This window comes from Tabrizicola sp. (assembly GCF_016793705.1).
Classification (GTDB): Bacteria; Pseudomonadota; Alphaproteobacteria; order Rhodobacterales; family Rhodobacteraceae; genus Tabrizicola.
In genome coordinates this window covers 48,512-74,681 of the sequence record NZ_JAEULO010000035.1, presented here as the reverse complement: position 1 = coordinate 74,681, position 26,170 = coordinate 48,512, and the positions used below count along the sequence as shown (strand labels likewise).

General features: G+C 67.3%; 28 protein-coding genes. 16 read left to right on the top strand and 12 right to left on the bottom strand.

Annotated features, from left to right (window positions below; all coding sequences use genetic code 11):
- The first annotated feature begins 35 nt into the window (after positions 1-35).
- Positions 36-782, top strand: coding sequence for a precorrin-6A synthase (deacetylating) (gene cobF / locus JNJ68_RS07700; RefSeq protein WP_294981015.1), 747 nt, complete (start codon positions 36-38; stop codon positions 780-782).
- Positions 775-1,725 (top strand): phosphotransferase, encoded by a 951-nt coding sequence (locus tag JNJ68_RS07695; protein ID WP_294981013.1) that lies wholly within the window; start codon positions 775-777, stop codon positions 1,723-1,725. The genes cobF and JNJ68_RS07695 overlap by 8 nt, the downstream gene beginning before the upstream one ends.
- 29 nt (positions 1,726-1,754) lie before the next feature.
- Here JNJ68_RS07695 and JNJ68_RS07690 read toward each other — a convergent pair whose 3' ends face one another.
- Together JNJ68_RS07690 and JNJ68_RS07685 are read right to left on the bottom strand one after the other, a co-directional pair.
- Positions 1,755-2,642, bottom strand: a complete 888-nt coding sequence (locus tag JNJ68_RS07690) for a DMT family transporter (protein WP_294981449.1) — start codon at positions 2,640-2,642, stop codon at positions 1,755-1,757.
- Positions 2,642-3,526, bottom strand: coding sequence for a LysR family transcriptional regulator (locus tag JNJ68_RS07685; RefSeq protein WP_294981010.1), 885 nt, complete (start codon positions 3,524-3,526; stop codon positions 2,642-2,644). Before JNJ68_RS07685 ends, JNJ68_RS07690 begins: the two co-directional genes overlap by 1 nt.
- A 152-nt stretch (positions 3,527-3,678) precedes the next feature.
- Here JNJ68_RS07685 and JNJ68_RS07680 point away from each other — a divergent pair, with 152 nt between their 5' ends.
- The 13 genes from JNJ68_RS07680 to JNJ68_RS07620 all read left to right on the top strand — a co-directional run bounded on the left by JNJ68_RS07680 (position 3,679) and on the right by JNJ68_RS07620 (position 12,974).
- Positions 3,679-4,563, top strand: coding sequence for a glycosyltransferase (locus JNJ68_RS07680; RefSeq protein WP_294981007.1), 885 nt, complete (start codon positions 3,679-3,681; stop codon positions 4,561-4,563).
- A gap of 195 nt (positions 4,564-4,758) precedes the next feature.
- Positions 4,759-6,276 (top strand): signal recognition particle protein, encoded by a 1,518-nt coding sequence (gene ffh, locus JNJ68_RS07675; RefSeq protein WP_294981004.1) that lies wholly within the window; start codon positions 4,759-4,761, stop codon positions 6,274-6,276.
- Positions 6,273-6,839 carry a demethoxyubiquinone hydroxylase family protein gene (locus JNJ68_RS07670; protein WP_294981001.1) on the top strand — a complete coding sequence of 189 codons (567 nt, stop codon included), beginning with the start codon at positions 6,273-6,275 and terminating at the stop codon, positions 6,837-6,839. Before ffh ends, JNJ68_RS07670 begins: the two co-directional genes overlap by 4 nt.
- Positions 6,836-7,435 carry a GNAT family N-acetyltransferase gene (locus JNJ68_RS07665; RefSeq protein WP_294981000.1) on the top strand — a complete coding sequence of 200 codons (600 nt, stop codon included), beginning with the start codon at positions 6,836-6,838 and terminating at the stop codon, positions 7,433-7,435. Before JNJ68_RS07670 ends, JNJ68_RS07665 begins: the two co-directional genes overlap by 4 nt.
- Positions 7,435-7,728, top strand: coding sequence for a chorismate mutase (locus JNJ68_RS07660; RefSeq protein ID WP_294980998.1), 294 nt, complete (start codon positions 7,435-7,437; stop codon positions 7,726-7,728). Before JNJ68_RS07665 ends, JNJ68_RS07660 begins: the two co-directional genes overlap by 1 nt.
- A gap of 42 nt (positions 7,729-7,770) precedes the next feature.
- Positions 7,771-8,124 carry a 30S ribosomal protein S16 gene (gene rpsP, locus JNJ68_RS07655; protein ID WP_294980996.1) on the top strand — a complete coding sequence of 118 codons (354 nt, stop codon included), beginning with the start codon at positions 7,771-7,773 and terminating at the stop codon, positions 8,122-8,124.
- Between the two features lie 4 nt (positions 8,125-8,128).
- Entirely contained in the window at positions 8,129-8,761 is a 633-nt protein-coding gene (gene bluB / locus JNJ68_RS07650; RefSeq protein WP_294980993.1) for a 5,6-dimethylbenzimidazole synthase, read from the top strand.
- Positions 8,761-9,267: a ribosome maturation factor RimM gene (rimM, locus tag JNJ68_RS07645; protein WP_294980989.1), complete on the top strand. Its 507-nt coding sequence runs from the start codon at positions 8,761-8,763 to the stop codon at positions 9,265-9,267. The genes bluB and rimM overlap by 1 nt, the downstream gene beginning before the upstream one ends.
- Before the next feature lie 48 nt (positions 9,268-9,315).
- Positions 9,316-10,293 (top strand): hypothetical protein, encoded by a 978-nt coding sequence (locus tag JNJ68_RS07640; protein WP_294980987.1) that lies wholly within the window; start codon positions 9,316-9,318, stop codon positions 10,291-10,293.
- A gap of 45 nt (positions 10,294-10,338) precedes the next feature.
- Positions 10,339-11,139 carry a tRNA (guanosine(37)-N1)-methyltransferase TrmD gene (gene trmD, locus JNJ68_RS07635; RefSeq protein WP_294980985.1) on the top strand — a complete coding sequence of 267 codons (801 nt, stop codon included), beginning with the start codon at positions 10,339-10,341 and terminating at the stop codon, positions 11,137-11,139.
- A gap of 278 nt (positions 11,140-11,417) precedes the next feature.
- A complete protein-coding gene (gene rplS / locus JNJ68_RS07630; protein ID WP_294980983.1) occupies positions 11,418-11,792 on the top strand; it encodes a 50S ribosomal protein L19 in 375 nt (124 codons plus the stop codon).
- An 11-nt stretch (positions 11,793-11,803) separates the two neighbouring features.
- Positions 11,804-12,025 carry a 50S ribosomal protein L31 gene (gene rpmE / locus JNJ68_RS07625; protein WP_294980981.1) on the top strand — a complete coding sequence of 74 codons (222 nt, stop codon included), beginning with the start codon at positions 11,804-11,806 and terminating at the stop codon, positions 12,023-12,025.
- A gap of 139 nt (positions 12,026-12,164) precedes the next feature.
- A complete protein-coding gene (locus JNJ68_RS07620) occupies positions 12,165-12,974 on the top strand; it encodes a division plane positioning ATPase MipZ (protein WP_294980978.1) in 810 nt (269 codons plus the stop codon).
- Here JNJ68_RS07620 and JNJ68_RS07615 read toward each other — a convergent pair.
- Positions 12,943-13,116, bottom strand: coding sequence for a hypothetical protein (locus tag JNJ68_RS07615; protein WP_294980976.1), 174 nt, complete (start codon positions 13,114-13,116; stop codon positions 12,943-12,945). The genes JNJ68_RS07620 and JNJ68_RS07615 overlap by 32 nt on opposite strands.
- 161 nt (positions 13,117-13,277) lie before the next feature.
- Positions 13,278-14,063: a GH25 family lysozyme gene (locus tag JNJ68_RS07610; protein ID WP_294980973.1), complete on the bottom strand. Its 786-nt coding sequence runs from the start codon at positions 14,061-14,063 to the stop codon at positions 13,278-13,280.
- A gap of 144 nt (positions 14,064-14,207) precedes the next feature.
- Between JNJ68_RS07610 and JNJ68_RS07605 the strand changes: the two genes are divergently transcribed.
- Complete coding sequence (locus JNJ68_RS07605; protein WP_294980970.1) at positions 14,208-15,218, top strand: glycosyltransferase; 1,011 nt, start codon at positions 14,208-14,210, stop codon at positions 15,216-15,218.
- 10 nt (positions 15,219-15,228) lie between these two features.
- Here the strand turns inward: JNJ68_RS07605 and JNJ68_RS07600 are convergent, their stop codons facing one another.
- The 8 genes from JNJ68_RS07600 to xdhA all read right to left on the bottom strand — a co-directional run bounded on the left by JNJ68_RS07600 (position 15,229) and on the right by xdhA (position 26,003).
- The gene (locus tag JNJ68_RS07600) at positions 15,229-16,305 is read right to left on the bottom strand and encodes an FAD-binding oxidoreductase (protein WP_294980968.1); all 1,077 of its coding nucleotides are present in this window, start codon (positions 16,303-16,305) and stop codon (positions 15,229-15,231) included.
- Positions 16,306-16,400: 95 nt separating this feature from the next.
- Complete coding sequence (locus JNJ68_RS07595) at positions 16,401-17,486, bottom strand: BMP family ABC transporter substrate-binding protein (RefSeq protein WP_294980965.1); 1,086 nt, start codon at positions 17,484-17,486, stop codon at positions 16,401-16,403.
- Positions 17,487-17,538: 52 nt separating this feature from the next.
- Positions 17,539-18,471 (bottom strand): ABC transporter permease, encoded by a 933-nt coding sequence (locus JNJ68_RS07590; protein ID WP_294980962.1) that lies wholly within the window; start codon positions 18,469-18,471, stop codon positions 17,539-17,541.
- A gap of 1 nt (position 18,472) precedes the next feature.
- Positions 18,473-19,552: an ABC transporter permease gene (locus tag JNJ68_RS07585; protein WP_294980960.1), complete on the bottom strand. Its 1,080-nt coding sequence runs from the start codon at positions 19,550-19,552 to the stop codon at positions 18,473-18,475.
- Positions 19,553-19,726: 174 nt separating this feature from the next.
- Positions 19,727-21,280: an ABC transporter ATP-binding protein gene (locus JNJ68_RS07580; protein WP_294980958.1), complete on the bottom strand. Its 1,554-nt coding sequence runs from the start codon at positions 21,278-21,280 to the stop codon at positions 19,727-19,729.
- Positions 21,240-22,214 (bottom strand): xanthine dehydrogenase accessory protein XdhC, encoded by a 975-nt coding sequence (xdhC, locus tag JNJ68_RS07575; RefSeq protein ID WP_294980956.1) that lies wholly within the window; start codon positions 22,212-22,214, stop codon positions 21,240-21,242. Before xdhC ends, JNJ68_RS07580 begins: the two co-directional genes overlap by 41 nt.
- The gene (gene xdhB, locus JNJ68_RS07570) at positions 22,207-24,630 is read right to left on the bottom strand and encodes a xanthine dehydrogenase molybdopterin binding subunit (protein WP_294980955.1); all 2,424 of its coding nucleotides are present in this window, start codon (positions 24,628-24,630) and stop codon (positions 22,207-22,209) included. Before xdhB ends, xdhC begins: the two co-directional genes overlap by 8 nt.
- The gene (xdhA, locus tag JNJ68_RS07565) at positions 24,627-26,003 is read right to left on the bottom strand and encodes a xanthine dehydrogenase small subunit (protein WP_294980953.1); all 1,377 of its coding nucleotides are present in this window, start codon (positions 26,001-26,003) and stop codon (positions 24,627-24,629) included. The genes xdhB and xdhA overlap by 4 nt, the downstream gene beginning before the upstream one ends.
- Positions 26,004-26,170: the final 167 nt, after the last annotated feature.

Sequence of the window (26,170 nt, the reverse complement as noted above, 5' to 3'; positions counted from 1 at the left end):
TTGCAAAGGGCGGCGCCTCTTTCTATGGCGCTGCCATGACCACCCTTTCCCTCATCGGCATCGGCACCGGCAATCCGGACCATGTGACCGGCCAGGCCATCCGCGCGCTGAACGCGGCCGACCTGATCCTGATCCCGCGCAAGGGCGAAGCGAAGTCCGACCTCGCCGACCTGCGCCGCCTGATTCTTGCGCAGGTGCTGACCGCCCCGGTCTTGGTGGCGGACTACGACGTGCCGCAGCGCGCCGACCGGGATGATTACCTCGGCGCGGTGAACGACTGGCACGACGCCATTGCACAAGTCTGGGCCGAGACCATCGCCGCCCACAGACCCGGTGCGGCCAATGTCGCGCTGCTGGTCTGGGGCGACCCCTCGCTCTACGACAGCACGCTGCGCATCGCCGCCCGGTTGCCCGGTCTGACGGTCAAGGTGATCCCCGGCATCACCTCGCTTCAGGTGCTGACCGCAGCCCATGCGATTCCTCTGAACACCCTCGCCGCCCCCGTCACCATCACCACCGGGCGACAGGTTCGCGATCACGGCTGGCCGGAAGGAGCCACGACGCTGGCCGTCATGCTGGACAAGGGCGGCGCCTTCACCGCTCTCGACCCCGCAGACACGCATATCTGGTGGGGCGCCTATGTCGGCATGCCCGAGGAGACCCTGATCCACGGCCCCCTTGCCGCCGTCGCGCAAGAGATCCTCGCGACCCGTGCCCGCCTTCGCGCCGAACACGGCTGGATCATGGACATCTATCTCCTGCGCCGCGGCACCGATGTCTGACCTGATCGCCCGCGCGCTGCCGATCTACGGGCTGCCACCGGATACGCCCCTCACCCTGCTCAACCGTTCGGAAAACGAGACCTGGAGGGCCGGGCCGCTGGTTCTCCGCCTGCATCGCCAAGGCTATCATACCAGACCCGAAATCGCCTCCGAACTCGCCTGGCTTGGCACCTTGCAAGACCTGCCCGGCCTGAACACTGTCCGCCCCGTTCCCGGTGCGCAGGGCCTCGTCACCGAGGTGGATGAACGCTTCCTCGTCGCCTTCGCCCCGATCCCCGGCCAGGAACTGCAACCTGGCGACGACCTCGCCCGCTGGTTCGCGCCGCTGGGAGAGATCACCGCCCGCCTGCATCTGCACACCCGGCAATGGACCCCGCCGCCGGGCTTCACCCGCAAGCGCTGGGATGTGGAGACGATCCTCGGCCCCGATCCGCACTGGGGCCACTGGCACCAGGCGCAGGGCCTCGACCAGCCGGGTGCCACGCTTCTCGCCCGCGCGACAGAGGCCCTTGCCGCAAGGCTTGCCGCCTACGGCACCGGGCCGGAAGTCTTCGGCCTGATCCACGCCGACCTGCGGCTTGCCAACCTGATGGTCGACGGCGACGCGCTCACCGTCCTCGACTTCGACGATTGCGGGCTCAGTTGGTGGGCCTACGACCTCGCCGCCGCCTTGTCCTTCTACGAGACCGACCCGCGGCTGCCCGATCTGATCGCCCGCTGGTGCGAGGGCTACACCGGCATCTCCCCCTTGCGCCCCGAGGATCGCGCGATGATCCCGTCACTGATCTTCCTGCGCCGGGTGCTGCTCACCGCATGGCTCGCCACCCGCGCCGACAGCGACACCGCGCAGGGCTTCGGCGGACCGGCGTACACGCAAGGCACGCTGCAACTGGCCGACCGCTACCTGACCGACGGCCTTGTCGCGTTTCGCCCCGCAGCCTAAAAATTTTCTAGAAAATTTTTAGGCTTCGCTCATTCCTCCAGCAGCAACCCCAGCGCCAGCACCGTCAGCGCCACGCCCACCAGCACCAGCCCCGGCGGCACGGACCCATGCAGGATGATCTCCCACAGGATCACCCAACTCGGGACCAGATAGGTATAGGCCATGACCTTCGCCGCGGGCAGCCGCAGGCTGGCGTATTGCAGCAGGACGAAGGTCAGCGCGCTCGCCGCCACCGCCACATAGACCAGCGTCACCCAGACCACCCAGGGCAGCGTCGCCCAGTCGGTCGCCAGCACCGCAGGTCCGGCATAAAGCGCCAGCAGGACCGTCCCGGCCAGCATCATCCCGAAGGTGAAGACCACCGCCGGCTCGCCCCGGTTCAGCTTGCGCACCAAGGGCGCATAGGCGGCATGGGCCACGCAGCCGACGAAATAGATCACCTCGCCCCGCCCGATCGCCATCGCCTTCAGCGCGGCAAGGTCAGCGCGGAAGATCACCCACAGCGCCCCCACCCCGCCGATCCCCAGCGCCACGGCCATCCGCCCGGTCAGCCGCTGGCGCAGGAACAGCCAGCCGAACCCTGCCGCCATCAGCGGCGTCAGGGTGAACACCGCCGCCGCCGAGACCGGGGGCGCCGTCTTCAACCCCTCGAACATCAGCACGAAATAGGCGCCCAAGAGGCCGCCCAGCACCAGATAGCGCCAGGGCGCCACCCAGGCGCTGCGCGGGATACCTGTCGTCGCCACCGCCGCCGCACCGACCAGCACCCCCGCCAGCACGAAGCGTGCCACCGACAGCGCGCCGGGGTCGATATGCGGCGCGGCCAGCACCCCCAGCGAGAACGACCCCGCCACCAGCGCCGAAAACGCCAGCATCGCTAGGTGCCCGCGCGCGGATTGGCTCAGGCCCGCCAGCATCAGGTGCAGAACTTCCACTCCTTCGCGGCGTCCTTCAGATGGGTCAGGAAGGCCTGCACCTTCCGGGTCCGGTGCAGGTCGACATGGGTGACGATCCGCAGCGCCGATTCCCACTCGGGCCGCGGCGGCAGCACCTCGGCCAGACCCGCATCCTCCGAGGCGCGGAAGCGCATCATGAAACCGATCCCCGCCCCCTGCCGCACCGCCTGTTCCAGCGCGGCGGGTTCGGTCGCGGCATAGGCGACCTGCTCGGGATGCACGGTCGCCCGCAGCCAGCGGTGGAAGGGCGCGCGCGTCACCTCGGCATCGGTGCAGACGAAACGATGTCCCGCGAACTCCGCCTCGGACGCAGGCTTGCCGAAGCGGTCGACATAGGACTGCGCGGCGTAAAGCCCCACCTTCATCCGCACCAGGGGCTGCACCACATTGTCCGGCTCCTCCGGCCCGTTGCCCGCCCGCAGCGCCACATGCGCCTCGCCGTAGTCCAGCCGGAACACCCGCATGTCGGTCAGGAACCGCACCCGCACCTCCGGGAACTTCTCCTGGAACCCCACCATCACCGGGGTCAAGAGATCGGCGATCCCCGCGATCGAGGTCACGACCAGCTCGCCCGAGACCGTCTCGCCCTGGCCCTTGATCCGGCTGACCAGATGGGCGAACTGCTCCTCGGTGGTCTGCGCCACCGCCAGAAGGTCGCGGCCCGATTCCGTCGGCGTGTAGCCCCGCGCATGGCGCTGGAAGAGCTTCACCCCCAGCCGCTTCTCCAGCGCGTCGATATGGCGGATCACCGTGGCATGATGCACCCCCAGCACCTCGGCCGCGCCTGACACCGTGCCCAGCCGGGCCACCTGGAAGGCCGTGCGGATTTCGTCCCAGTTCTCCATGCCCGGCCCTTTCCACTGTGCGGGGATGCACAGGAAACCTTGCATTCCGGCGCAACACAAGGGGCGCTCTTACGGATTTCCGCGACCGGGTTCCTTGACAGCGCCGCGACGCCCGGTCCTTTCTGGCACCTCGAGACAAGAACGAGGCGCGCGTGTTCGATCATCGGCCCATCTACGGGCATATCCGGTTTTCCTTCTACGGTTTCACCGACACCCGTCTGAAGCCGGACCCTGACGACAGCGCGCTGGCCGAGCTTTACGACGAGACGCGGATGGCGCGGCGGTTCTTCCTGTTCGAGAACCTGACGCTGCCCAGCCTGATCGCCCAGACCGACCGCGACTTCACCACCGTCCTCATGTCCTCGGACGTGATGCCCGACAGGTTCAAGGACCGGCTGGTCGCGCTGGCAGCCCGGCTTCCCGGCGCCGTCGTGGAGTTCTCGGCCTCGCGCCGCGGCGATCTCGCCTTCCGCAAGTTCATCGCGGAGTCGCTGGCGCCCAGGATGAGCGGAACCGCAGTCCATTTCCGGCTGGACGATGATGACGCCCTTGCCATGTCCTATATCGCCCGGCTCCGGCAGATCTCGCAGACCCTGCCGCCCAGCACGCATATCTGCTTTCCCTCCGGGATCATGCTGTTTCCCTCCGGCCGGGACGAGCCCTCCGGCGCCTCCATGCCGCACCAGCGGTTTCTGACCGCGATCGGGCTGGCGACGGTGAACAGCGCAAGGTTCACCAAGAACCCCTTCCAGATGATGCACAGCAATGTCTGGACCCGCTGGCCTGTCATCTCGGACCCCAGCTTCCCCGCTTTCATCCGCACGCAGCATTTCGCGAATGATACCGCGGCAAAGCAGGACCGGATCGTAAGCGGGCTTCAGCGGGAAAGATTCAGCCGCCGTGCCGGTCGCTACACCACGGCGGTCGAGGCGATGCTCGCGCAGCATTATCCCTTCCTCACGCGAGAGCGGCTGGACGGGCTTCTGGGCGAAAGCCTGGCGATCAGGGGCATGGCCGACCTGCCTCCGGTCGGCTGACCGCCTTCCCGCTTGACTCGGGCGACCCGCAGGCGTATCCGCCCGTGAATTCCCCGGAGGCATGCGCTTCCGGTCCCTTGGGCATTTCCCGGGATCGCCATCCGTCAGCGCGTCTGCGCCCACGGGTGCCCTTCCGCTTTGCAGCAGGGTTTCGCCGCCCCATATCGGGGCGAACACGACTGAAAGGGTGACGCGATGTTCGAAAGCCTCTCCGAACGCCTTGGCGGCGTCTTCGACCGCCTGACCAAGGCCGGTGCCCTGACCGAGGCTGACGTTGTCACCGCACTGCGCGAGGTTCGCGTCGCCCTGCTGGAAGCCGACGTTTCGCTGCCCGTCGCCCGCGACTTCATCAGGCGCGTCACCGAAAAGGCCACCGGCGCCGCCGTGACCAAGTCGATCACCCCCGGCCAGATGGTCGTGAAGATCGTCCATGACGAGCTGATCCGGGTGCTGGCCGGAGACGATGCTCCGGAAGCGCTGAAGATCGACAACCCGCCCGCCACGATCCTGATGGTCGGCCTGCAAGGCTCGGGCAAGACCACCACCACGGCCAAGCTGGCGAAACGCCTGAAGGAAAAGAACGGCAAGAAGGTCCTTCTCGCCTCGCTCGACACCAACCGCCCCGCGGCGATGGAACAGCTGGCGATCCTCGGCACCCAGATCGGCGTGGACTCGCTGCCCATCGTCAAGGGCGAAACTGCCGTCCAGATCGCCAAGCGGGCGAAGACACAGGCCAACCTCGGCGGCTATGACGTCGTCTTCCTCGACACCGCCGGGCGTCTCCACATCGACGAAGTCCTGATGGACGAGGTCCAGTCCGTCCGCGACATCGCCCAGCCGCGCGAAACCCTGCTGGTCGTCGACGGCCTCACCGGCCAGGACGCGGTGAACGTCGCCACCGAGTTCGACGGCAAGGTCGGCATCTCGGGCGTCGTCCTGACCCGGATGGACGGCGACGGTCGTGGCGGCGCGGCGCTTTCCATGCGCGCGATCACCGGCAAGCCGATCCGCTTTGTCGGTCTGGGCGAGAAGATGGACGCGATCGAGCCCTTCGAGGCCGAGCGTGTGGCGGGCCGCATCCTCGGCATGGGCGACATCGTGGCGCTGGTCGAAAAGGCGCAAGAGACGTTCGAGGCCGAGCAGGCCGAACGCATGGCCAAGCGCTTCGCCAAGGGCCTGTTCAACATGAACGACCTGAAGATGCAGCTCGACCAGATGCTGAAGATGGGCGGGATGCAGGGCCTGATGGGCATGATGCCCGGCATGGGCAAGATGGCCGGTCAGGCCGAGGCCGCGGGCATCAACGACAAGATGCTGCATCACCAGATCGCGCTCATCAACTCGATGACCAAGAAGGAACGCGCGAACCCCGACCTTCTCGCCGCCAGCCGCAAGAAACGCATCGCCGCCGGGTCAGGCCTCGACGTTGCCGATCTCAACCGCCTCCTGAAGCAGCACAAGCAGATGGCGGACATGATGAAGAAGATGGGCAAGGGCGGGATGATGAAAAATCTCGTCAAGCAGTTCCTCGGCAAGGGCGGGATGCCCGACCCGTCGAAGATGTCGCCCGAACAGCTGGCAGAGATGGCCAAGGGCATGCAACAGGGCGGCGGGCTTGGCGGCATGGGCGGCGGCCTGCACCCCGGCCTCGGCGGCCTGCCGCGCGGGATCACTTTGCCAGCGGGCCTCTCGGGGCTGATGCGGAAGAAATGACTCAGGCCGAGCGCCTCTCAGCGATCCGCATCGCCAAGGTCAATCATGCCGGGGAATACGGCGCGATACGGATATATGGTGCGCAAATCGCGATCAGTCGCTGGTTCTGGCCACGGCTTGCCGACCGGCTGGCCGAGTTGAAGGCGCATGAGGTCACCCATTGCCGCCTTTTCGCACAGTCGCTTGCCGAACGCGGCGGGCGCCCTTGCCGCGCCATGTATCTGTGGAGCGCGGGGGGTTGGGTTCTAGGCGCCGCCTCCACTCTTTTTGGCCCTAACATGATCTGGGCCTGCACCGAGGCGGTCGAGGATACGGTCCACCACCACATGACCGACCAGCTCGCCTTCCTGCATAGCCGGGATGCCGGGCTGCACCGGCTGATCGAAAGCATCCGCGCTGAGGAAGAAGGCCATTTGTCCCTCGCACGGCAAGAGAAGACCCGCACCACGTGGCTGACCCGCGCTTTCGAGACCGTAATCCGGGGTAGCGTTGAAGTGGTCATCTGGCTGTCAACCTGGGGCGACTCTACCCGAATGCGTCGCGACCTCTCGGGGGCCGCATGACCTACGCCCTCCCCCTCGCAATCCCCACCCTGCAAACCGACCGCCTCACCCTGCGCGAACCGCGCGAGGCGGATTTCCCCGCCATGCTCGCCTTCAACGACAGCCCCCGTGCTGCATTCGTCGGCGGCACGCTGGAACGCCGCTGGATCTGGCGCGGCATCCTCGCCAACATCGGCCACTGGGCGTTGCGCGGCTATGGTTTCTTCTCGGTCGACACCCGCGACGGCGATTTCATCGGCCGCGTCGGGGTGATCTTCCACGACGGCTGGGACGAGCCCGAACTCGGCTGGCACCTGTTCGACGGGTTCGAGGGCAAGGGCTATGCGCTGGAAGCCGCGCTGGCTGCCCGCGCCGACTACCACGCCCGGATCAGCAACCACCCGCCGATCAGCTACATCGACCCGGCAAACCGCCGGTCGCAGGCATTGGCAGAACGTCTGGGCGCGGTGCCCGAACGCGAAGCCGTCTTCCACGACCATGCCATCACCGTCTGGCGGCACCCGGCCCCGGAGGTGCGGAACCCAGGCCAGACCGACGCCCATACGGTTTCCATACCGAAGCCATACGCTTTCCAGACGTCGAAAAGAGGGGACTGATGGACACCGCCACCCATGCCGCCACCCTGCTGAAGGACCACCGCGAGTCGATCGACCGGCTGGACGCGATCCTTGTCTTCACGCTTGCCGAACGGTTCAAGCACACCCAGGCCGTGGGGAAACTCAAGGCCGAACACGCCCTTCCGCCGTCGGACCCGGCGCGCGAAGCACGGCAGATCGAACGGTTGCAGCGCCTGGCCGAAGAGGCCGACCTCGATCCGGAATTTGCCAGGAAATTCCTGAACTTCATCATTTCCGAAGTCATCAGGCACCACGAAACCTTCCAGAAATGACCGGGATCATCCCGGCACCCAGCCATCCAAAGGAGTAACATCATGGCTATGAAGATCCGTCTTGCGCGCGGTGGTTCCAAGAAGCGCCCGTTCTATTCCATCGTTGCGACCGACTCGCGGATGCCCCGCGACGGCCGCTTCCTGGAAAAGCTCGGCACCTATAATCCGCTGCTCGCCAAGGACGACGAAAAGCGCGTCGTGATGAACATGGAACGCGTGCAGCACTGGCTGAGCCAGGGCGCCCAGCCGACCGACCGCGTTGCGCGATTCCTCGAAGCCGCCGGTGCCCGCCCGAAGGCCGCCCGCAACAACCCGAAAACCGGCACCCCCGGCAAGGCGATGGCCGAGCGCGCCGCCAAGAAGGCCGCCCGCGCCACCGAGCCGGCTGCCGAGTGACCCTGTGACCGGCCAGTTCAGCCCTGCCTTCCGGGAGGAGCTGGCCGCGCTCATGCGGTGGCGGCGCGACGTGCGCCGCTTCCGCACCGACCCCGTGCCCGAGGACAGCCTCGCGCGCGCCCTGCACGCCTTCACGCTCGCCCCCTCGGTGGGCCTTTCCGAACCCTGGCGCCTTCTCCGGATCGACTCCGCCTCCGCCCGGGCCGCCTGCCTTGCCAATTTCAGCGACTGCAACGCCCGGGCCCTGAACGGCTTCGACGGCGACCGCGCCGCGACCTACAGCCGCCTGAAACTCTCGGGCATGGCCGAAGCGCCCGTCCACCTTGCCGCCTTCTGCGACGACAGCACGCCGAAGGGCCACGGCCTCGGCGCCGCGACCATGCCCGAGACCCGCGCCTGGTCCGTGGTCGGCGCGATCACCCACCTCTGGCTTGCCCTCCGCGCCGAAGGTCTCGGCCTCGGCTGGGTCTCGATCCTTGACCAGGACCGCCTTCATCGCGACCTTGACGTTCCCGACAGCTGGCGTTTCATCGGCTATCTCTGCATCGGCTGGCCGGAGAAGGAGGATACCGTGCCCGAACTGGAACGCGCCGGATGGGAGAGCCGCGCCCCCGCCCTGCATCTGGAGACCCGCTGATGTCCGACCTGATCTGCATCGGCGCCATCGCCGGGGCCTTCGGCGTCGGCGGCGAGGTGCGGCTGAAGAGCTTCTGCTCGGAACCGACCGACATCGGCACCTACGGCCCGCTCTCGACCGAAGACGGCAGCCGCAGCTTCCACATCACCCTGACCCGCCCCGTCGCCGGGGGCCTCGGCGCGCGGATCGAGGGCGTGAAGACCAAGGAACAGGCCGATGCCCTGCGTGGCACCAGCCTCTATGTCCCGCGCGACCGGCTGCCCTCGCTCCCCGATGACGAGTTCTACCATGCCGATCTGATCGGCCTTTCCGCCTATGACACCGGGGGGGAACTGATCGGCAAGGTCACTGCCATCTACAATCATGGCGCGGGGGATATCGTCGAAATATCGCCCACTCGTCATAAATCGGCCCTGCTTTTGCCCTTTACCACGGCAATCGTGCCCAATGTCGATGTGACGGCGGGCCGGATTGTCGTGAACCTGCCGGACGAGTCCGGCGAATAGTCGCGTTTCGGGCAGATCCGAGGCGCGCAGGGACAGAAAGGGGGGACCATGCTGACCCGCATGCGCCTTGTGAAGGGGGCGACCGCGCTCCTGTACATCGGCCCGCTGATCGCCGGTCTCTGCGGTTTCGGCTGGGACATGGTCGCCCCGTTTGCCGCCATCTTCGTGGTCTGGCTCATGGTGCTGCGCCCCGAGCAATGGCCGACCACCCCCGGCGAATGGCTGACCGGGCAGGCCTGGCTCGCCGCGCTGGCCCAGATCCTGTCGCAGGTCCTCCTGATCGGCGTCCTTTTCGGTGTCGGGCGTGGATTCGGCGGGCTGGCGAACATCGGCGCGCTGGATGTCAGCCCCATCCTGCCGCTGGCCGTGTCCTTCCTGTCGATCCCGCTCTGCCGGATGCTCTGGGACGCGAACGAGGCCGCTGCCCAAGGCTATTTCCTGGATGAGGAGGCGGCCTTCGCCCATGCCGACAATGCCGCCGGGCAGGCGGCGACGGCGATCATTCCGCTGCTGAACCTGCCCGACAGCGCGCCGGACGCCCAGGTGGCGCAAGCGGTCGCCGCCGCGCTGGACGTGCCCGCCGCCGAGCTGCGGCTGAACGCGGTTACCGCTGCGCTGGCGCGTCCCGACCGCAGCCATGCCGCACTGCGCCGTGCGCTGGTGCTCTGGGCGACCGAGCCCGAGATCGTCGCCCCCGGCCACGTTCCCGGCAGCATGGCAAGCGCCTTCAACATCGCGGGCGGGAATCTCGACCTGCTGCGGCTCTACGTCCCGCGCGCCATCGCGCTGATCGCGGCCTTCCCGAACCGGGCCGAGGACTTTCCGCCGCCCGACCGGCTGATCGAGATTGCCGAGGCAGAGCCTGCACCCGATTCGGACCTGCCCGCCCATCTTCAGGCCGACCTCAGCGACGGCCTGCGGGCGCTGGCCCGGTCGGTCGAGGCGGCCCTGGGCGGTGCGGAGGACCGGGCGGTGGCGGCGCAAGGCCCCGCGCCCGTGGCAGTCATCACCCGACGCACCGCCTGAGACCCGGGGCTTTCCGCAGCCCCGCTTCTGCGCTAATCCCGGCCCATGTCCGACCCTGACGACAAACCGAAAAGCCACGGCCGCCTCTCGATGCGCGCCAGCCTGAAACCCCGCGACCTGATCGAGGAGCCGCGGCTGGTCAAGGGCGCCTTCACCGCGAAGATCATCACCCTCTTCCCGGAAGCCTTCCCCGGCACATTGGGCCTGTCGCTCACCGGCAAGGCGCTGGATTTCGGGCTCTGGCAACTGGAAACCATCGATCTGCGCGACTTCGGTCAGGGCAAGCACCGCAACGTTGACGACACTCCGGCGGGGGGTGGCGCGGGCATGGTCCTGCGCCCCGACGTGGTCGACGCCGCCTTCCGCCACGCGCGCCAGGGCACCCCGGTCGACCGTGCCCGCTGGCCCGTGGTCTACCTGTCCCCGCGGGGAAATCCCTTCAGCCAAGACACCGCCCGCCGCTTCGCCGCCGCAGAGGGCATCACCCTCCTCTGCGGTCGCTTTGAAGGCGTGGACCAGCGTGTCCTCGACCACCACCAGGTCGAGGAAGTCTCGCTCGGCGATTTCGTCCTCACCGGCGGCGAGATCGCGGCGCAAGCGATGCTGGACGCCACCGTCCGCCTCCTCCCCGGCGTCCTCGGCAATGCCGCCTCGACCGAGGAGGAAAGCTTCTCCGACGGCCTTCTGGAGCATCCGCAATACACTCGCCCCGCCACTTGGGAGGGCCAGGACATCCCCGCGATCCTGCAATCCGGCAATCACGGCGAGATCGCGAAATGGCGCCGCGAACAGTCCGAGACGCTGACCCGCGCCCGCCGCCCGGACCTTTGGGCGAAGCGAAAGTAGGGTGGTCTTCAGGCGCACCATGATGCGGCCCACCTCTTGACCGGACCCCCCCTTCCTCCTATACGCGCCCGGTCCGGGGCGTTCAGCCCGTCGGACCCGATTCCCTTTGCCTGCCTGCCTTCTTCCGCAGGGTCATCGCGACGGGACGGCCATATCAAAGCAGGCGCCACCTGCGGCGGGCTTCTTGCGCAAGCAAGGGGGACCCGGACGAAGACCGGAAGCTCTGGCGCGGCATCACCTCTGCGGAAAATACCGCAGGCAGAAAAGGAACCCGCGAGATGAATCTCATCGCGCAGATCGAGGCGGAGCAGATCGCCGCCCTCGGCAAGACCATCCCGGACTTCAAGGCCGGCGACACCGTTCGCGTCGGCTACAAGGTGACCGAAGGCTCGCGCAGCCGCGTGCAGGCCTACGAAGGCGTCTGTATCGGCCGCAACGGCGGGCTGACCATCGGCGCCTCGTTCACCGTCCGCAAGATTTCTTTCGGCGAAGGCGTGGAACGTGTGTTCCCGCTCTACTCGACCAACATCGACTCGATCGAGGTCGTCCGTCGCGGCAAGGTCCGTCGCGCCAAGCTTTACTACCTCCGCTCGCGCCGTGGCAAATCCGCCCGGATCGCGGAAGATTCCACCTACAAAGCCAAAGCCGAATAAGGAGCGGGACGATGAAAGCCGAAATTCACCCCGACTACCACACGATCACCGTCAAGATGACCGACGGCTCGACCTACACCACGCGCTCGACCTGGGGCAAGGACGGCGACACCATGTCGCTCGACATCGACCCGCTGGCGCACCCGGCTTGGACCGGCCAGCAGGCCAAGCTCCTGGACACCGGCGGCCGCGTGTCGAAGTTCAAGAACAAATACGCCGGCCTCGGGTTCTGATCCGCGCCGACGCCAAGGTTCTGGGGCGCGCCGAAAGGTGCGCCCCTTTGCTTTTCCGCTCCCGCCGCTTCGGCGAAATCCCGCTTCCCCCCCGCCAGCGCACCGCATAAGAAAGCGCCGGGACAATTCAGGGAACAGCATGGCGCGGATCATCGTCGTCGGGAACGAGAAGGGCGGCTCGGGCAAGTCCACCACCTGCATGCATGTCGCGACCGCGCTCGCCCGGCTGGGGCAAAGGGTCGGCGCACTGGACCTTGACCTCCGCCAGCGCTCCTTCGGCCGGTACATCGAGAACCGCCGCGCCTTTCTCGACCAGTCGGGCCTGACCCTGCCCACGCCGGACTATCGCCTCCTGCCCGAGGTCGACGCCGCCAGCCTGGCCGAAGGCGAGAACGCCCAGGACCAGCGCCTGACCCGCGCCATCGAGGCGATGGACCGGGAGATGGATTATATCGTCATCGACTGCCCCGGCAGCCACACGCGCCTGTCCCAAGTCGCGCATACGCTGGCCGACACGCTGATCACTCCGCTCAACGACAGTTTCGTCGATTTCGACCTGCTGGCGCGGATGGACGGGCTGACCGGCAGGATCAAGGGGCCGTCGATCTATTCCGAAATGGTCTGGGGCGCGCGGCAGATGCGGGCGCAGGCGGGGCTGCAACCGATCGACTGGATCGTGGTCAGGAACCGCCTTGGCGCCCAGCAGATGCACAACAAGAAGAAGGTCGGCGCCGCGCTGGAGGAACTGTCCCGGCGCATCGGCTTTCGCGTGCTGAACGGCTTCTCCGAGCGGGTGATCTTCCGCGAACTCTTCCCGCGCGGGCTGACGCTTCTGGACCTCAAGGACACCGGTGTCGATCAGCTGAACCTGTCGAACATCGCGGCCCGGCAGGAACTGCGCGACCTGATGGCCGGTCTCAGGCTTCCGTCTCTGACTGTCGGCTTCTGAACACCGGGCCGCCCAGCCCGCGATGGTTCACCACCAGGGTTCGGTTGACCTTCTTAAGGCGCTTTTCAAAGGGTTCGTCGACCTCGGTCCGCTTGACGCGGCCAAGGCCAATCTTCTTCAGCAGCATGATCGTCTTTTTCATTGGGGCCGTCCTCTCGGTCATACCCTCTTGTCCTGCTCAAGCGCGGCAGGACTAAGGCATGGTAGGACAAATGCCGCGTTCGGTTTGCGCTCATTTGGCGACAATCCGTGTCCGTTTCCGCCACACAATTTAAGCGGGAATTAATCGCCTGCGTGATCGCCTTACTGCATCCGGCTGCCCAGCCAGCCGGCCCAGGCCTGTTTCGACCCGGCGAAGACGTTGATATCGACCCGCCCCGCGATCCCCGGCACCAGCCCGGTCGAGGTATATTGCCAGAAGCTCCAGGAGATGCCGTCATAGACCCCATGCGGATGATCGGCGACGGACCGCAGCCAGAACTCCACGCCCTGCATCCGCCACAACTCGGTGTCCTGGAAGAAATCGACGGTGGTATAGATCATCGGGCGCTGGCCGTAATGGCGCTCCAGGATGTCTAGGAAGATGCGCGCCTCCTCGCGGATCGTCGCGCCATCACGGCGGAGGGTGCAGGTCGGGCTGGTCGGCGTCCATTCCATGTCGAGGACCGGGGGCAGGGCGCCCGGCGTTTTCGGCACATGCTTGATGAACCAGCGCGCCTGCTCCGCTGCCGGGCGGCAGTGGTAGAAGAAATGGTAGGCCCCGCGCATGACCCCGGCTTGACCCGCGCCGCGCCAGTGCGTCTCGAACATCGGGTCCACCCGGTCGCCGCCCTCGGTCGCCTTGATGAAGGCGAAATTGACCCCGTTCGCCCGCGCCTGGCCCCAGTCCACGCTGGTCTGGAACCGCGACAGGTCGATGCCATGCACCGGATAGCGGTCGGGCGACCGTCCCGGCCAGTCGGTCGGATCGGCATCCTGGAAGTTCGAGGTGATCACGGTCACTTCGGACGGTGGCGCGGCGCTGTCGTGACGGGCGGGGCCGCAGGCGGCCAGGAACAGAAGCAGGGCAGGAAGGGTCGTTCGGATCATGTGGCCATGCTGATCCGGTTTGCGGCGACTGTCACGCCGGATCTGGGAACGGCAAGCGGCAATGCTCAAGGATTTGCCGACGCCTTTCCGTCCGGCGGGGGCTGCGCTATCGTCCGCGCGACCCATCGCTGCGAAGAGGCCCCGATGCATGTGATCAGCACCTCCGACCTGATGGGACCGGACTGGAATTTCCTCGCTGATCTGAACTCCGATCCCGCCCTGACCTTCCGGTCGTTCTCCTCGCAGCAACCGTCCGGTCTTGCCGCCCTGGTTCGGCATCCGGTTGCGGCACGCGTGCAAGCCGCCGCGCGCGCCTGCCGCGCCGCGCGCCACAGGTCCGATGCGGTCCTGTTCACGCATCTGCCGATGTCGGCGGCAATCACGAATCTGACCCGGCGGGTCATGGCGCCCCGCGTGCCGCTGGTCGCCTTCGCCTTCAATTTCACCACCCTGCGCGACGACACGCGCCGAAAGTTCTTTGCCAGGGCATTTCGGGGCATAGCCGAGTTCGCCGTCTTCTCCACCTATGAACGCGAGCTTTATGCCGAAGCCTTCGGCATCGACCCCGCCCGGCTGGCGTATCTGCCCTGGACGATGGAGACGCCCGTTCCCGGACCCGAAAATCCGATGGCGGGGAAGGGCCCCTATGTCTGCGCCGTAGGCGGCGAGGCGCGCGACTACGCGACCTTCGCCACGGCCATGCGGGCGCGGCCGACGCTTCCCGCCGCAGTGGTCGCCCGGGACTACAGCCTTGCGGGCGTCGACATGCCGCCGAATGTCAGCATCTTCACCAACCTGGCCGCCTCGAAGACCTGGGCGCTCCTGGCCGGAGCCGAGGCGATGGTGCTGCCGCTGCGCGATGCCCGCGCGGCCTGTGGCCATATCACGCTTGTCGCCGCCAGGCTGCTCGGCATCCCGATCATCGTCACCGACAGCGTCGGCATCAGGGATTACACCGGCGCGGGACGCGTGGCCGCGCTGGTCCCGCCCGGTTCAGCCGAGGCCATCGAGGTCGCGCTCGATCGCGTTCTTGGCGATGACGTGCAGCGTCAGCAGGCCAGAACCGGCGTGGCGTTGGCCAGACAGGAACACGATCCGCGGCTCTGGCTGGACTATGTTCGCGAAAAGGCGGCGCTTCTCGGCCCTGCCGGCTGAACCGCCCCGTTCACCCGAAGCGGCCGGGCGCCAGCTGCGTCACCAGCCCCGCCTCCAGTTCCGGTGCCCGGCCCCCGATCAGATCCGCCGCCAGTCGGCTTGCGGCGGCACTGGTCTGGAAGCCATAGCCGCCCTGACCCGCCAGCCAGAAGAACGAAGGCTCCCGCGCGTCCGGCCCGATCACCAGCACCCGGTCCGGCGCAAAGGTGCGCAAGCCCGCCCAGTTGGAAATCAGCCGCGTCACCGGCTCGGTCACCATTTCCTCATACCGCGCCAGACCCTCGGCCAGCACCATGTCGTCGGCCCAGGCGTCATGCGGCTCCATCAGGTCCTCCTCGGCGGGGCTGACGATCAGCGCCCCCGCGTCGGGCTTGGCGTACCAGTCCTCCCCCGGCCCGAACAGCATCGGCCAGCGGCTCACGTCATGCCCGCCCGGCGCCGGAATCCGTGCCATCGACCGGCGATAGGGGGTGAACCCCAGCGGCCTGACCCCCGCCAGAAGGGCCACCTGGTCCACCCAGGCCCCCGCCGCATTCACCAGCATCCGCGCGGTGAAGCTGCCCGCCGAGCTTTCCACCCGCCAGCCCGCGCCGTCCTTGGCAACGCCCGTGACCTTCGCCTTCGTCACGATCTTCGCCCCGCGGCCCCTCGCCTCACGCGCGAAGCCCTGTACCAGAAGGTCGGTATCCACATCCTCGGCGTGCGAGGCATAGCCCGCCATCGCCACCGTTTCCGGGTTCAGGATCGGCACGATCCCCCGCGCCTCGTCCACGCTGATCCGGTCGAAGGCCATCGCCTTCAGGTCATGCTCGAATGCCTCCGCGCCTTCGACCTTGCCCACCAGCAGAAGCCCGCGCGGGGAAAGCACCCCCGGAACGCTGCGGAAATAGGCCTCCGACGCCATCGACAGCCCCACCACCGCCGGCGCCCCATAGCGCGGCTCGAACAGCGCCGCCGACCGGCCCGAGGCATGATGCGCCAGCGCATCCTCAGCCTCCAGCAGGATGACCGAGCCCAGCTCCGACATCCGCGCCGCCGCCGAGACCCCGGCGATCCCCCCGCCGATGATCAGAAAATCCGCGTCCATACCGTCCCTCCCGATACGGAAAGGGGCACGGAATCCCATGCCCCTTCCTCCTGGTTCAAATACTCAAAGACGCCGGAGGCCGAAACCCCCGTCGGTCACTGGGGAATGTCGCCGGTTATGCCCTCGACGTAGAAGTTCATCCCCAGGAGGTCGCCGTCCGGGGCTGTCGCGCCCTCAGCCAGCCAGTCCGACCCGTCCTGCTTCTTGATCGGGCCGGTGAACGGATGCACCGTGCCCGCCGCGATGTCGTCGCGCAGCTTCTCGGCCTCGGCCTTCACCTCGGCCGGAACCTTGTCGGTGATCTCGCCGATCAGCACTTCGCCCCCCGCGATGCCCTCCCAGGCGTCCTGCTGGGCATAGGAGCCGTCCAGCAGCGCGCCCACGCGCTTCACGTAATACGGACCCCAGTTGTCGATGATCGAGGTCACGCGCGGCCCGTCCTTGTATTCCGCCATGTCGCTCGCCTGGCCGAAGCCGATCACCTTGCCGTCGGTCTTGGCCGCCTCGGCCAGCACGGCGGTGGAATCGGTGTGCGACGCGATCACGTCGACGCCCTGGTCGATCAGCGCCTTGGCGGCGTCGGCCTCTTTCGCCGGATCGAACCAGGTGAAGGCCCAGACCACCGACAGCTGCACATCCGGGTTCACCTTCTTGGCGGCGAGGTAATAGCTGTTGATCCCCATCACCACTTCCGGAATCGGGAAGGACCCGATGTAGCCGATCTTGTTCGACTTGGTCATCCGGCCCGCGATAACCCCCTCGACCGCCCGGCCTTCATAGAAGCGGGCGTTATAGGTCGAGACGTTGGCGCTGTCGCGCTTGAAGCCGGTCGCATGCTCGAACTTCACGTCCGGGAACTTGGCGGCGACCGCGTTGGTCGCGTCCATGTAGCCGAAGGAGGTGGTAAAGATGATGTTGCAGCCACCCAAGGCCATCTGGGTCAGCACGCGCTCGGCGTCCGCGCCTTCCGGCACGCTCTCCTGATACTGGATCTCGACCTTGTCGCCGAATTCCTCCTGCACGGCCATCGCGCCCTGATGGTGCTGGAAGGTCCAGCCGCCGTCGCCGATCGGGCCGACATAGACGAAGCAGGCCTTCACCTTGTCCATGCCCTGCGCGAAGGCGCCCGATGCCAGCATCAGCCCCATCGCCGCGCTTGCCAGCAGATTTCTACGTTTCATCTCGTTACTCCCGTTGGTGGCGGGGCCTTTGCCGACCCCGCAGTTATGTGCCTCAGCGCGAGGCGTGGAAATTCTGGCCGAGCGAGGCCGGAGCCCCGTTGGCCTTGCCCTTGCGTCCCGCCGACATGATGACCAGCACAAGAATGGTTATCAGATAGGGGGCCATGGACAAGTACTCCACCGGAATGCCGCTGCCCGCGACCTGCAGGTTCAGCTGCAACACGGTGATCCCGCCGAAAAGGTAGGCGCCGATCAGCACCCGCCAGGGCTTCCAGCTGGCGAAGACCACGATGGCCAGCGCGATCCAGCCCGCCCCCGCGGTGATCCCGTCCACCCATTGCGGCACGCGCGCAAGGCTGACATAGGCCCCGCCCATTCCCGCCATCGCCCCGCCGAAGGCGATGCACATCAGGCGGATACGGTTGACCTTGTAGCCAAGCGCATGTGCCGCCTCGTGGCTTTCGCCGACCGCGCGGATGATCAGGCCGATCCGGGTCGCCTTCAGCACCCACCACAAGACCGCCGTCATCAGGATGCTGAAATAGACCACCCAGTCGTGCCCGAAGAGGATCGGCCCGATGACCGGCAGGTCCGCCAGCGCGTCGGGCAGCAGTTGCCCCGTCCGCGGCGGCTTGATCCCGTTATAGCCCTGCCCGCCCAGAGAGGAGACCCCCAGCCCGAACAGCGTCAGTGCCAGCCCCGTCGCCACCTGGTTTGCCAGGAAGACCTGCGTCAGAAGCGCGAAGATCAGGCTCAAGGCCGCCCCCGCGGCAGCCCCGCCGATGAACCCCAGCACCGGGCTGCCGGTCTGCACCGCCACCACGAAGCCGCCAAGCGCGCCGATGATCATCATCCCCTCGACGCCGAGGTTGAGGACGCCCGAGCGTTCCACCACCGTCTCGCCCAGCGCCGCCAGCAGGATCGGCACCGCCGAGGCCATTAGCGTTGCGATCAGGATGACCGGATTGATACCGCCAAAGTCCATCTCAATGCGCCCCCACAGCCAGCCGGAACCGATAGTTCGTCAACACATCCACCGCGAGAAGGAAGAACAGGAGCATCCCCTGGAACACCTGGATCGCCGCATCCGGAAGACCCAGGTTGGTCGAGGCCATCTCGCCCCCCACATAGGTCAAGGCCATCAGGAACCCCGCCAGCACGATCCCCAGCGGGTTCAGCCGCCCCAGGAAGGCCACGATGATCGCGGTGAACCCGTAGCCGGTGTTGAAGTCGATGCTGATCTGCCCCGCCGGGCCCGTCACCTCGAACATCCCCGCCAGCCCCGCCAGCGCGCCCGAGATGCCCATGCACAGCACGACCAGCCGCGTCGGCGAAACCCCGTGGAACCGCGCCGCCCGTGGCGCCTGGCCGGCCAGCCGGATCTGGAACCCCGCCTGATGCCGGGTCAGCAGGATATAGGCCAGCACTCCCGTCACCAGCGCAGCCACGCCGCCCCAATGCAGGCCCAGCGGTTCGTACAGGAAGGCATTCTGCGCCGCCGGATAGCTGGAGAAGTTCCGGCTGCCCGGAAAGCCCATCCCCTCGGGATTCTTCAGGAACCCGGTCGATGCCTTGGCCAGGATCGTCTCGGCCACATAGACCAGCATCAGGCTGACAAGGATTTCATTGGTGTTGAACCGCGTCTTCAGGATCGCCGGGATCATCGCCCAGAGCCAGCCGCCGAAAGCCCCGGCAACCACCATCAGCGGAAAGATCCAGCGGCTTTCCGTCGGAAACACAGCCAGTCCCACCGAGGCGCCGAAGATCGCCCCCATGATGTACTGTCCTTCGGCCCCGATGTTCCAGATTCCCGCCCGGAACCCCAGCGCAAGGCCGATGGCAATCAGGATCAGCGGCCCCGCCTTCACCAGAAGCTGCCCGCGCAGGTAGAAGGCGAACTCGCCGAAGACCGGGTCCCAGAAGATCGTGCGGATCACCTCGAACGGGTTCTTCCCCATCGCGGCAAACAGGATGCCTCCCGCGATCATCGTCAGGATCACCGCCACCGGGGGCGTTGCATACAGCCAGAACCGGCTCGGCGTCGGGCGCTTTTCAAGCCTCAGCACGACAAGCCCTCCATTTTCTGTCTACAAATATTCCGGGGGGTCTGGGGGGCTGGCCCCCCATCCGACATCACCCCTCGCGTTTCGACGCAGGACTGCAGACTACCCTTGCAACCCGCGCCTCCCCTCCCCCTCCGTGGGGAGGGGCTGGGGGAGGGGGGCACCCGGCCAGACACCTCAAGCCACATGATGCGCGACCTCCATGCCATGCGCCCCGCCCATCATCAGCCCGATCTCGTCCATCGTCAGCCCCTCGGTCGGACGCGGCTTCGTCAGCCGCCCCTCGTTCAAGACGGCAAAGCTGTCCGACACCTCCAGCAACTCATCCAGGTCCTGGCTGATCACCACCACCGCCGCACCTTCGCCCGCCCGGTCCAGGATCGACTGCCGGATCTGCGCCGCCGCCGCCGCGTCCACCCCCCAGGTCGGCTGGTTGATCACGATGACCGACGCCCCCTGCATCAGCTCGCGCCCCATCAGGAACTTCTGCAAATTCCCCCCCGACAGCGCCCGCGCCGCCACATCCGGACCGGGGGTCCGCACGTCATACCCCGCGATGATCTCCTCGGCGAACCTGCGCGTCCCCGCCCAGTCGACAAAGCCGTTCTTCACCAGCCCCTTGCGTACCCCCGCCGTCAGGAAAGCGTTCTCCACCAGCGACATATCCGGCGCCGCCGCATGGCCGTAGCGATCCTCCGGCGCGGCCACCAAGCCCACTTTCCGCCGGTCCACCGGCCCCAGGTCGCCGACCGCATGGCCTGCGATCCGCACCTTGTCCGGCGCCGCCTTCAACTCCCCCGACAGGGCCAGCAGCAACTCGTCCTGCCCGTTGCCCGCGACCCCGGCGATCCCCAGCACCTCACCCTTGGCCACGGTAAAGCTGATCCCCTTCAGCGAGGTCCCGAAGGGAATGGGCGAAGCTGCCGACAGGTCCGAAACCCCCAGCGCCACCTCTCCCTTCTCCGCCACCCGCCGCTCCGGCGTCTTCAGCGCGCTGCCGACCATCAGCTCTGCCATCTCCCGCGCCGTCCGTTCGCGCGGCGTGCAGGTGGCCACCACCTTCCCCCGCCGCAGGATCGTCGCCTCGTCGCAGAGGCTCCTGATCTCCTCCAGCTTGTGCGAGATATAGAGGATCGCCGTCCCCTCGCTCGACAGTTGCCGCAGCGTCTTGAACAGGATCTCCACCTCCTGCGGCGTCAGCACCGAGGTCGGCTCGTCCATGATCAGCAGCTTCGGGTCCTGCAGCAGACACCGGATGATCTCCACCCGCTGCCGCTCCCCCGCGCTCAGGTCGCCGACCATCCGCGAGGGGTCCAGCGGCAAGCCGTATTCCTCGGACACCGCCCTGATCCGTGCCGCCAGTTCCCGCATCGGCGGCGGGCTTTCCATCCCCAGCGCCACGTTCTCCGCCACGTTCAGCGCCTCGAAGAGCGAGAAATGCTGGAACACCATCGCCACGCCCAACCGCCGCGCCTCCGCCGGCTTGCCCGGCTGATAGGCCGCCCCGCGCAAGGTCATCTGCCCGGAATCCGGCCGGATCAGACCATAGATCATCTTGACCATGGTCGACTTGCCCGCCCCGTTCTCGCCCAAGAGCGCATGGATCTCGCCCTCGCCGATGGCGAATGAGACATCGCTGTTCGCGATCACTCCCGGATAGGCCTTGGTGATGCCCTTGACCGCCAGCAACTCAGGCCGAGCGTCCGCGCCTTGTCTTTCCGTCCCTGTCATCCGCGATCTCCGTCTCGGATTTGTGTTTGTTCTTCAAGAGTTGCAATCCCACACCGATGGCGATGGCCTGCGGATGCTTGCCCAGGCTCACGTCCCCGATGGGACAGGTAATGCGGTCGATCTCCGCACCGGAATGGCCCAGGGCCCTGAGACGCGACCGGAACCGCGCCCATTTCGTTGCGCTTCCGATCAGGCCCAGCCAGCCGAACCCCCGGCCCAGAAGCCGGTGGCACAATTCCAGGTCCAGAGCATGCGAATAGGTGACGATCAGATGCTCCGCCGCCACCGGCACATGGCCCGCCAGCGCCTCGGGCCGCTCCGCCCAGACCGGCGTGACCCCCTCCGGCACCCCCTCGGGAAACCGCTCCGGCCCGGTATCGACCCAGGTGATCGCGATCCCCGGCAAGGGTGCCAGCACCGCCACCAGCGCCCGGCCGACATGCCCCGCGCCCCAGATCCAGACCTGCCGCTGCGCCTCCGCCACCGGCTCGACCAGCCAGCCCGCCACCAGCCCGGAGGCAGGCCGCAGCCCTTGCCCCCGCGCGGCGACCAGCACCCGCTTCACCGCCAAGGGCATCGTTCCCGGTCCCCGCGCCACGACACCTGCCACCGGTTCCGGCAGCGCCTCGAACACCTCGGTCCACAACGTCACCGCCCCGCCACAGCATTGGCCAAGGCTCGGGCCAAGCGCGACCCGCTCGACGCGGGGCGCAACCGCCTGACCAAGGGGCCACGCCGCCAGCCACGCCCGTGCCTTCGTCACCGCCTCGAACTCCAGCGCCCCGCCGCCAATCGTTCCCGACTGGCCGGTCTCCCAGACCAGCATCGACGCGCCCACTTCACGCGGACTTGACCCGTCATGCGCGGCAATCACCACGCGAGCCACCCGGCCATACACAGCCAGCGCTGAGGACAAGGCAGCCAGGTCAAACACCTTCGACCCTCCGCACCGCCATCAGCACCCGCTCCGCCGTCGCCGGGGCATCCAGCGCCGGATAGACCGAGCCATCCCCGCACGCCGCCACCGCATCCGACAGCGCATACAAGGCCGAAATCCCCAGCATGAACGGCGGCTCCCCCACCGCCTTCGACTTGCCGACCGACTCCTCGCGGTTCGGCCTCCCCCACAGCGCCACCCGGAAATCCCGGGGCCGGTCCGAACAGGCCGGGATCTTGTAGGTCGACGGCGCATGGGTCGCCAGCCTCCCCTTCCCGTCCCAGACCAGCTCCTCGGTCGTCAGCCACCCGGCGCCCTGCACATAGGCCCCTTCCACCTGACCCACGTCCAAAGCCGGGTTCAGCGAGGTCCCCGTGTCATGCAGCAGATCCGCCCGCAGGATGCGGTTCTCGCCGGTCAGCCGGTCGATCACCACCTCGGTCACCGCCGCGCCATAGGCGAAATAGAAGAACGGCCGCCCGGTGCCCTTGACCCGGTCCCAGACGATCTTCGGCGTGGCGTAGTAGCCGGTCGAGGACAGGCTGACCCGCGCCTGATAGGCCCAGGCCACCACGCGCTCCCAGTCATAGCTTTCGCCAGCGACCTTCACCTCCCCGTCGACGAACCTCACCGCCTCGGGCTTCACCTGATGCTTCTCGGCCAGAAACTCCGCCAGCCGCCCGCGGATGGTCTCCGCCGCCGCCTTCGCCGCCATCCCGTTCAGGTCCGACCCCGAGGACGCCGCCGTCGCCGAGGTATTCGGCACCTTCCCGGTATCCGTCGCGGTGATCTTCACCATCCCCACATCCAGCCCGAAGACCGAAGCCGTCACCTGCGCGACCTTCTGGAACAGCCCCTGTCCCATCTCGGTCCCGCCGTGGTTCAGCGCGATGGAGCCGTCCTGATAGACATGCACCAGCGCCCCCGCCTGGTTCAGCCAGGTCAGCGTGAAGCTGATCCCGAACTTCACCGGCGTCAGCGCGATCCCCCGCTTCAACACCGGCGACCCCGCGTTCCAGCGGGCAATCTTCGCCTTCCGCGCCCGATAGTCGCTCGTCCGCTCCAGCTCCGCCACCAGCTCGTGCCCGATGAAATCCTCCACCGGCATGTGATAGGGAGTCGTCTGCACCGCGCCATCCGTCGGCAAATCGTGCGACCCCACCGGCAATGCCGCGCCCCGAGAAGAAAGGTCCACCTCTCCCTCCTTCGCGCCCTTCGACATTTTCTGTCCAGAAATATCCCGGGGGTCCGGGGGCTGGCCCCCGGGGGCATCCATCTCGCGATAGAAGTTCAGTTTGCGCACCTCCAGCGGCTCCCGCCCCACGGCGAATGCCACATGGTCCAGCACCCGCTCGACCCCCACCATCCCCTGAGGACCCCCGAAGCCGCGATAGGCTGTGGCGCTGCAGGTGTTGGTCTTCAGCCGGTGGCTCTCGATGCGGACATGGGCCAGATGATAGCAGTTGTCCGCATGGAGCATCGCCCGGTCCGCCACCGGCAGCGACAGGTCCTGCGACCAGCCGCAGCGGAACAGATGGGTGAACTCCAGCCCCAGAATCCGCCCCTCATCATCCACCCCCGCGCGGTACAAAATCCGCAGGTCATGCCGCTTCCCCGTGATGACCATGTCGTCATCCCGGTCATAGCGCATCCGGCAGGGCCGCCCGGTCAGCCGCGCCGCCACCGCACAGGCAATGGCCAAGGCGTTCCCCTGCGATTCCTTGCCGCCGAACCCCCCACCCATCCGCCGCACTTCCACCCGGACTGAACTCATCGGCAGGTGCAGCGCATGGGCCACCTTGTGCTGTACTTCCGTCGGGTGCTGGGTCGAGGAATGGACCACCATGTCGCCCCCCTCCTGCGGCACTGCCGCGGCGACCTGGCCTTCCAGATAGAAATGCTCCTGCCCACCGACCTCGAACGACCCTTCCACCAGCCGGGGCGCCCCGGCAATCGCCGCGCTTGCGTCACCCTTCTGCCAGATCACCGGCCCGCCCTCGAACCGGCTGTCCGCCGCCAATGCCGCGTCCACCGTCAGCAGCGCGGGCAATTCCCGATACGAAACCTTCCCCAGCCGCGCCGCCTTCCGCGCCGCCAGATGGCTCTCGGCCACCACCAGAAACACCGGCTGCCCGACGTAATGCACCGTCCCCACCGCCAGCAAAGGCTCGTCATGCATCGAAGGCGAGCAATCCGGCATGTCCGGCAGATCCTCCGCCGACAGCACCGCCACCACGCCGGGGGCCGAACGCACCGCCGACAGGTCGATCCCCGTGATCTCGCCATGCGCCACGGTCGACAGCCCGAAGGCCAGATGCAGCGCATTCGCCATCGACAGATCGTCGATATACCGCGCCTGTCCCGTCACATGCAGCGGCGCCGCATCGTGCGGCAGGGCTTTCCCCATGCTCATGCCGACACCTCCAGCACCGAGACACCCACCCCGTTCAGGTCATGGAAATACCGCCTGAGCAGATTCTGCGCCGTCAGCATCCGATACCCGGCACTCGCCCGCATGTCGGTCATCGGCGCGAAATCCCCCGCCATCGCCTCCGCCGCCGCCTCGACCGTGGCTTCAGTCCACACCTTCCCGACCAAAGCCGCCTCGGCTGCCGAGGCCCGCTTCGGCACCCCCGCCATGCCGCCAAAGGCGATCCGCGCGGACGTCACCACGCCCGCCTCGATCGTCACATTGAAACACCCGCAGACCGCCGAAATGTCCTGATCGAACCGCTTGGAAATCTTGTAGCACCTGAACGCCGGAGCCCGCTCCGGGAAGGACACCCCCGCCACGAACTCACCAGGGCGACGGTCCTGCTTGCGATAGTCCAGGAAGAACGCCTCCAGCGGCAGCGACCGCATCTCGTCCCCCCGCCGCAGGTGCAACGTCGCGCCCAAAGCGATCAGCGCCGGCGGCCCGTCTCCAATCGGCGAGCCATTCGCGATATTCCCCCCGATCGTTGCCGCATTCCGCACCTGCACCGACGCATAGCGCCGCAGCATCTCGCCGAACGAAGGCAACCGCTCCGCCACCGCCTCGCGCAGCGCGGAGATCGTCACGCAGGCCCCGACATGCAGCTGCCCGCCCCGCACCTCGATCCCCTTCAGGTCCTCGACGCCCCCCAGGAACGCCACCGGCTTCAGCTCGCGCAGCTGCTTCGTCACCCAAAGCCCCACATCCGTCGCCCCGGCCACCAGCACTGCATCCGGGTGCGCCAGATACCACTCCGCCAGCGCATCGGAATCCGCAGGCCGGAACACCCCAGCCTCTCCCGCCGCGAAGCCGGCAACCGCCGCCCGGTCCGCCACCATCCACTCCGGCACCGCCTCGCCCGCTGCCGCCTCCGCCGCCCGCACGATCGGAGCATACCCCGTGCAGCGGCACAGGTTCCCCGCCAGCGCGTCGTCGTGGCCGGTATCGCCGTTCAGATGCGCCACCGCCATGCTGACGACAAACCCGGGAGTGCAGAACCCGCACTGGCTGCCATGATGCGACACCATCGCCGCCTGCACCGGATGCATCTCGCCCTTCGGCCCGGAGATTCCCTCGACCGTCCGCACCGCCTTGCCGTGCAGCTGGGGCAGGAACAGGATGCAGGCGTTCAGCGCGCGCGACCCCTCGGCATCCGTCACCATCACGGTGCAGGCCCCGCAGTCGCCCTCGTTGCATCCCTCTTTCGTGCCGCGAAGGCCCCGCGTGTCGCGCAGCCAATCCAGCAGCGTCCGCGTCGGGGCTTCCCCCTCTACGCGAACCGGCGTTCCGTTCAACAGAAACGCTACGCTCATTCGTCTGTCCGCCGCGGTCTCCCCGTTTAGGGCAATCTGCGTGGCCGCCCGATGCGGCGTAAAGCGGTCCACGCGACCCTTCTTCTGGTTATCATTCCATCAAGCCGGGCCTGCCGATTCAAGGCAAGAACAAATTCCTCGCGAAAAGGCGAAGCTGTTTTCAGGAT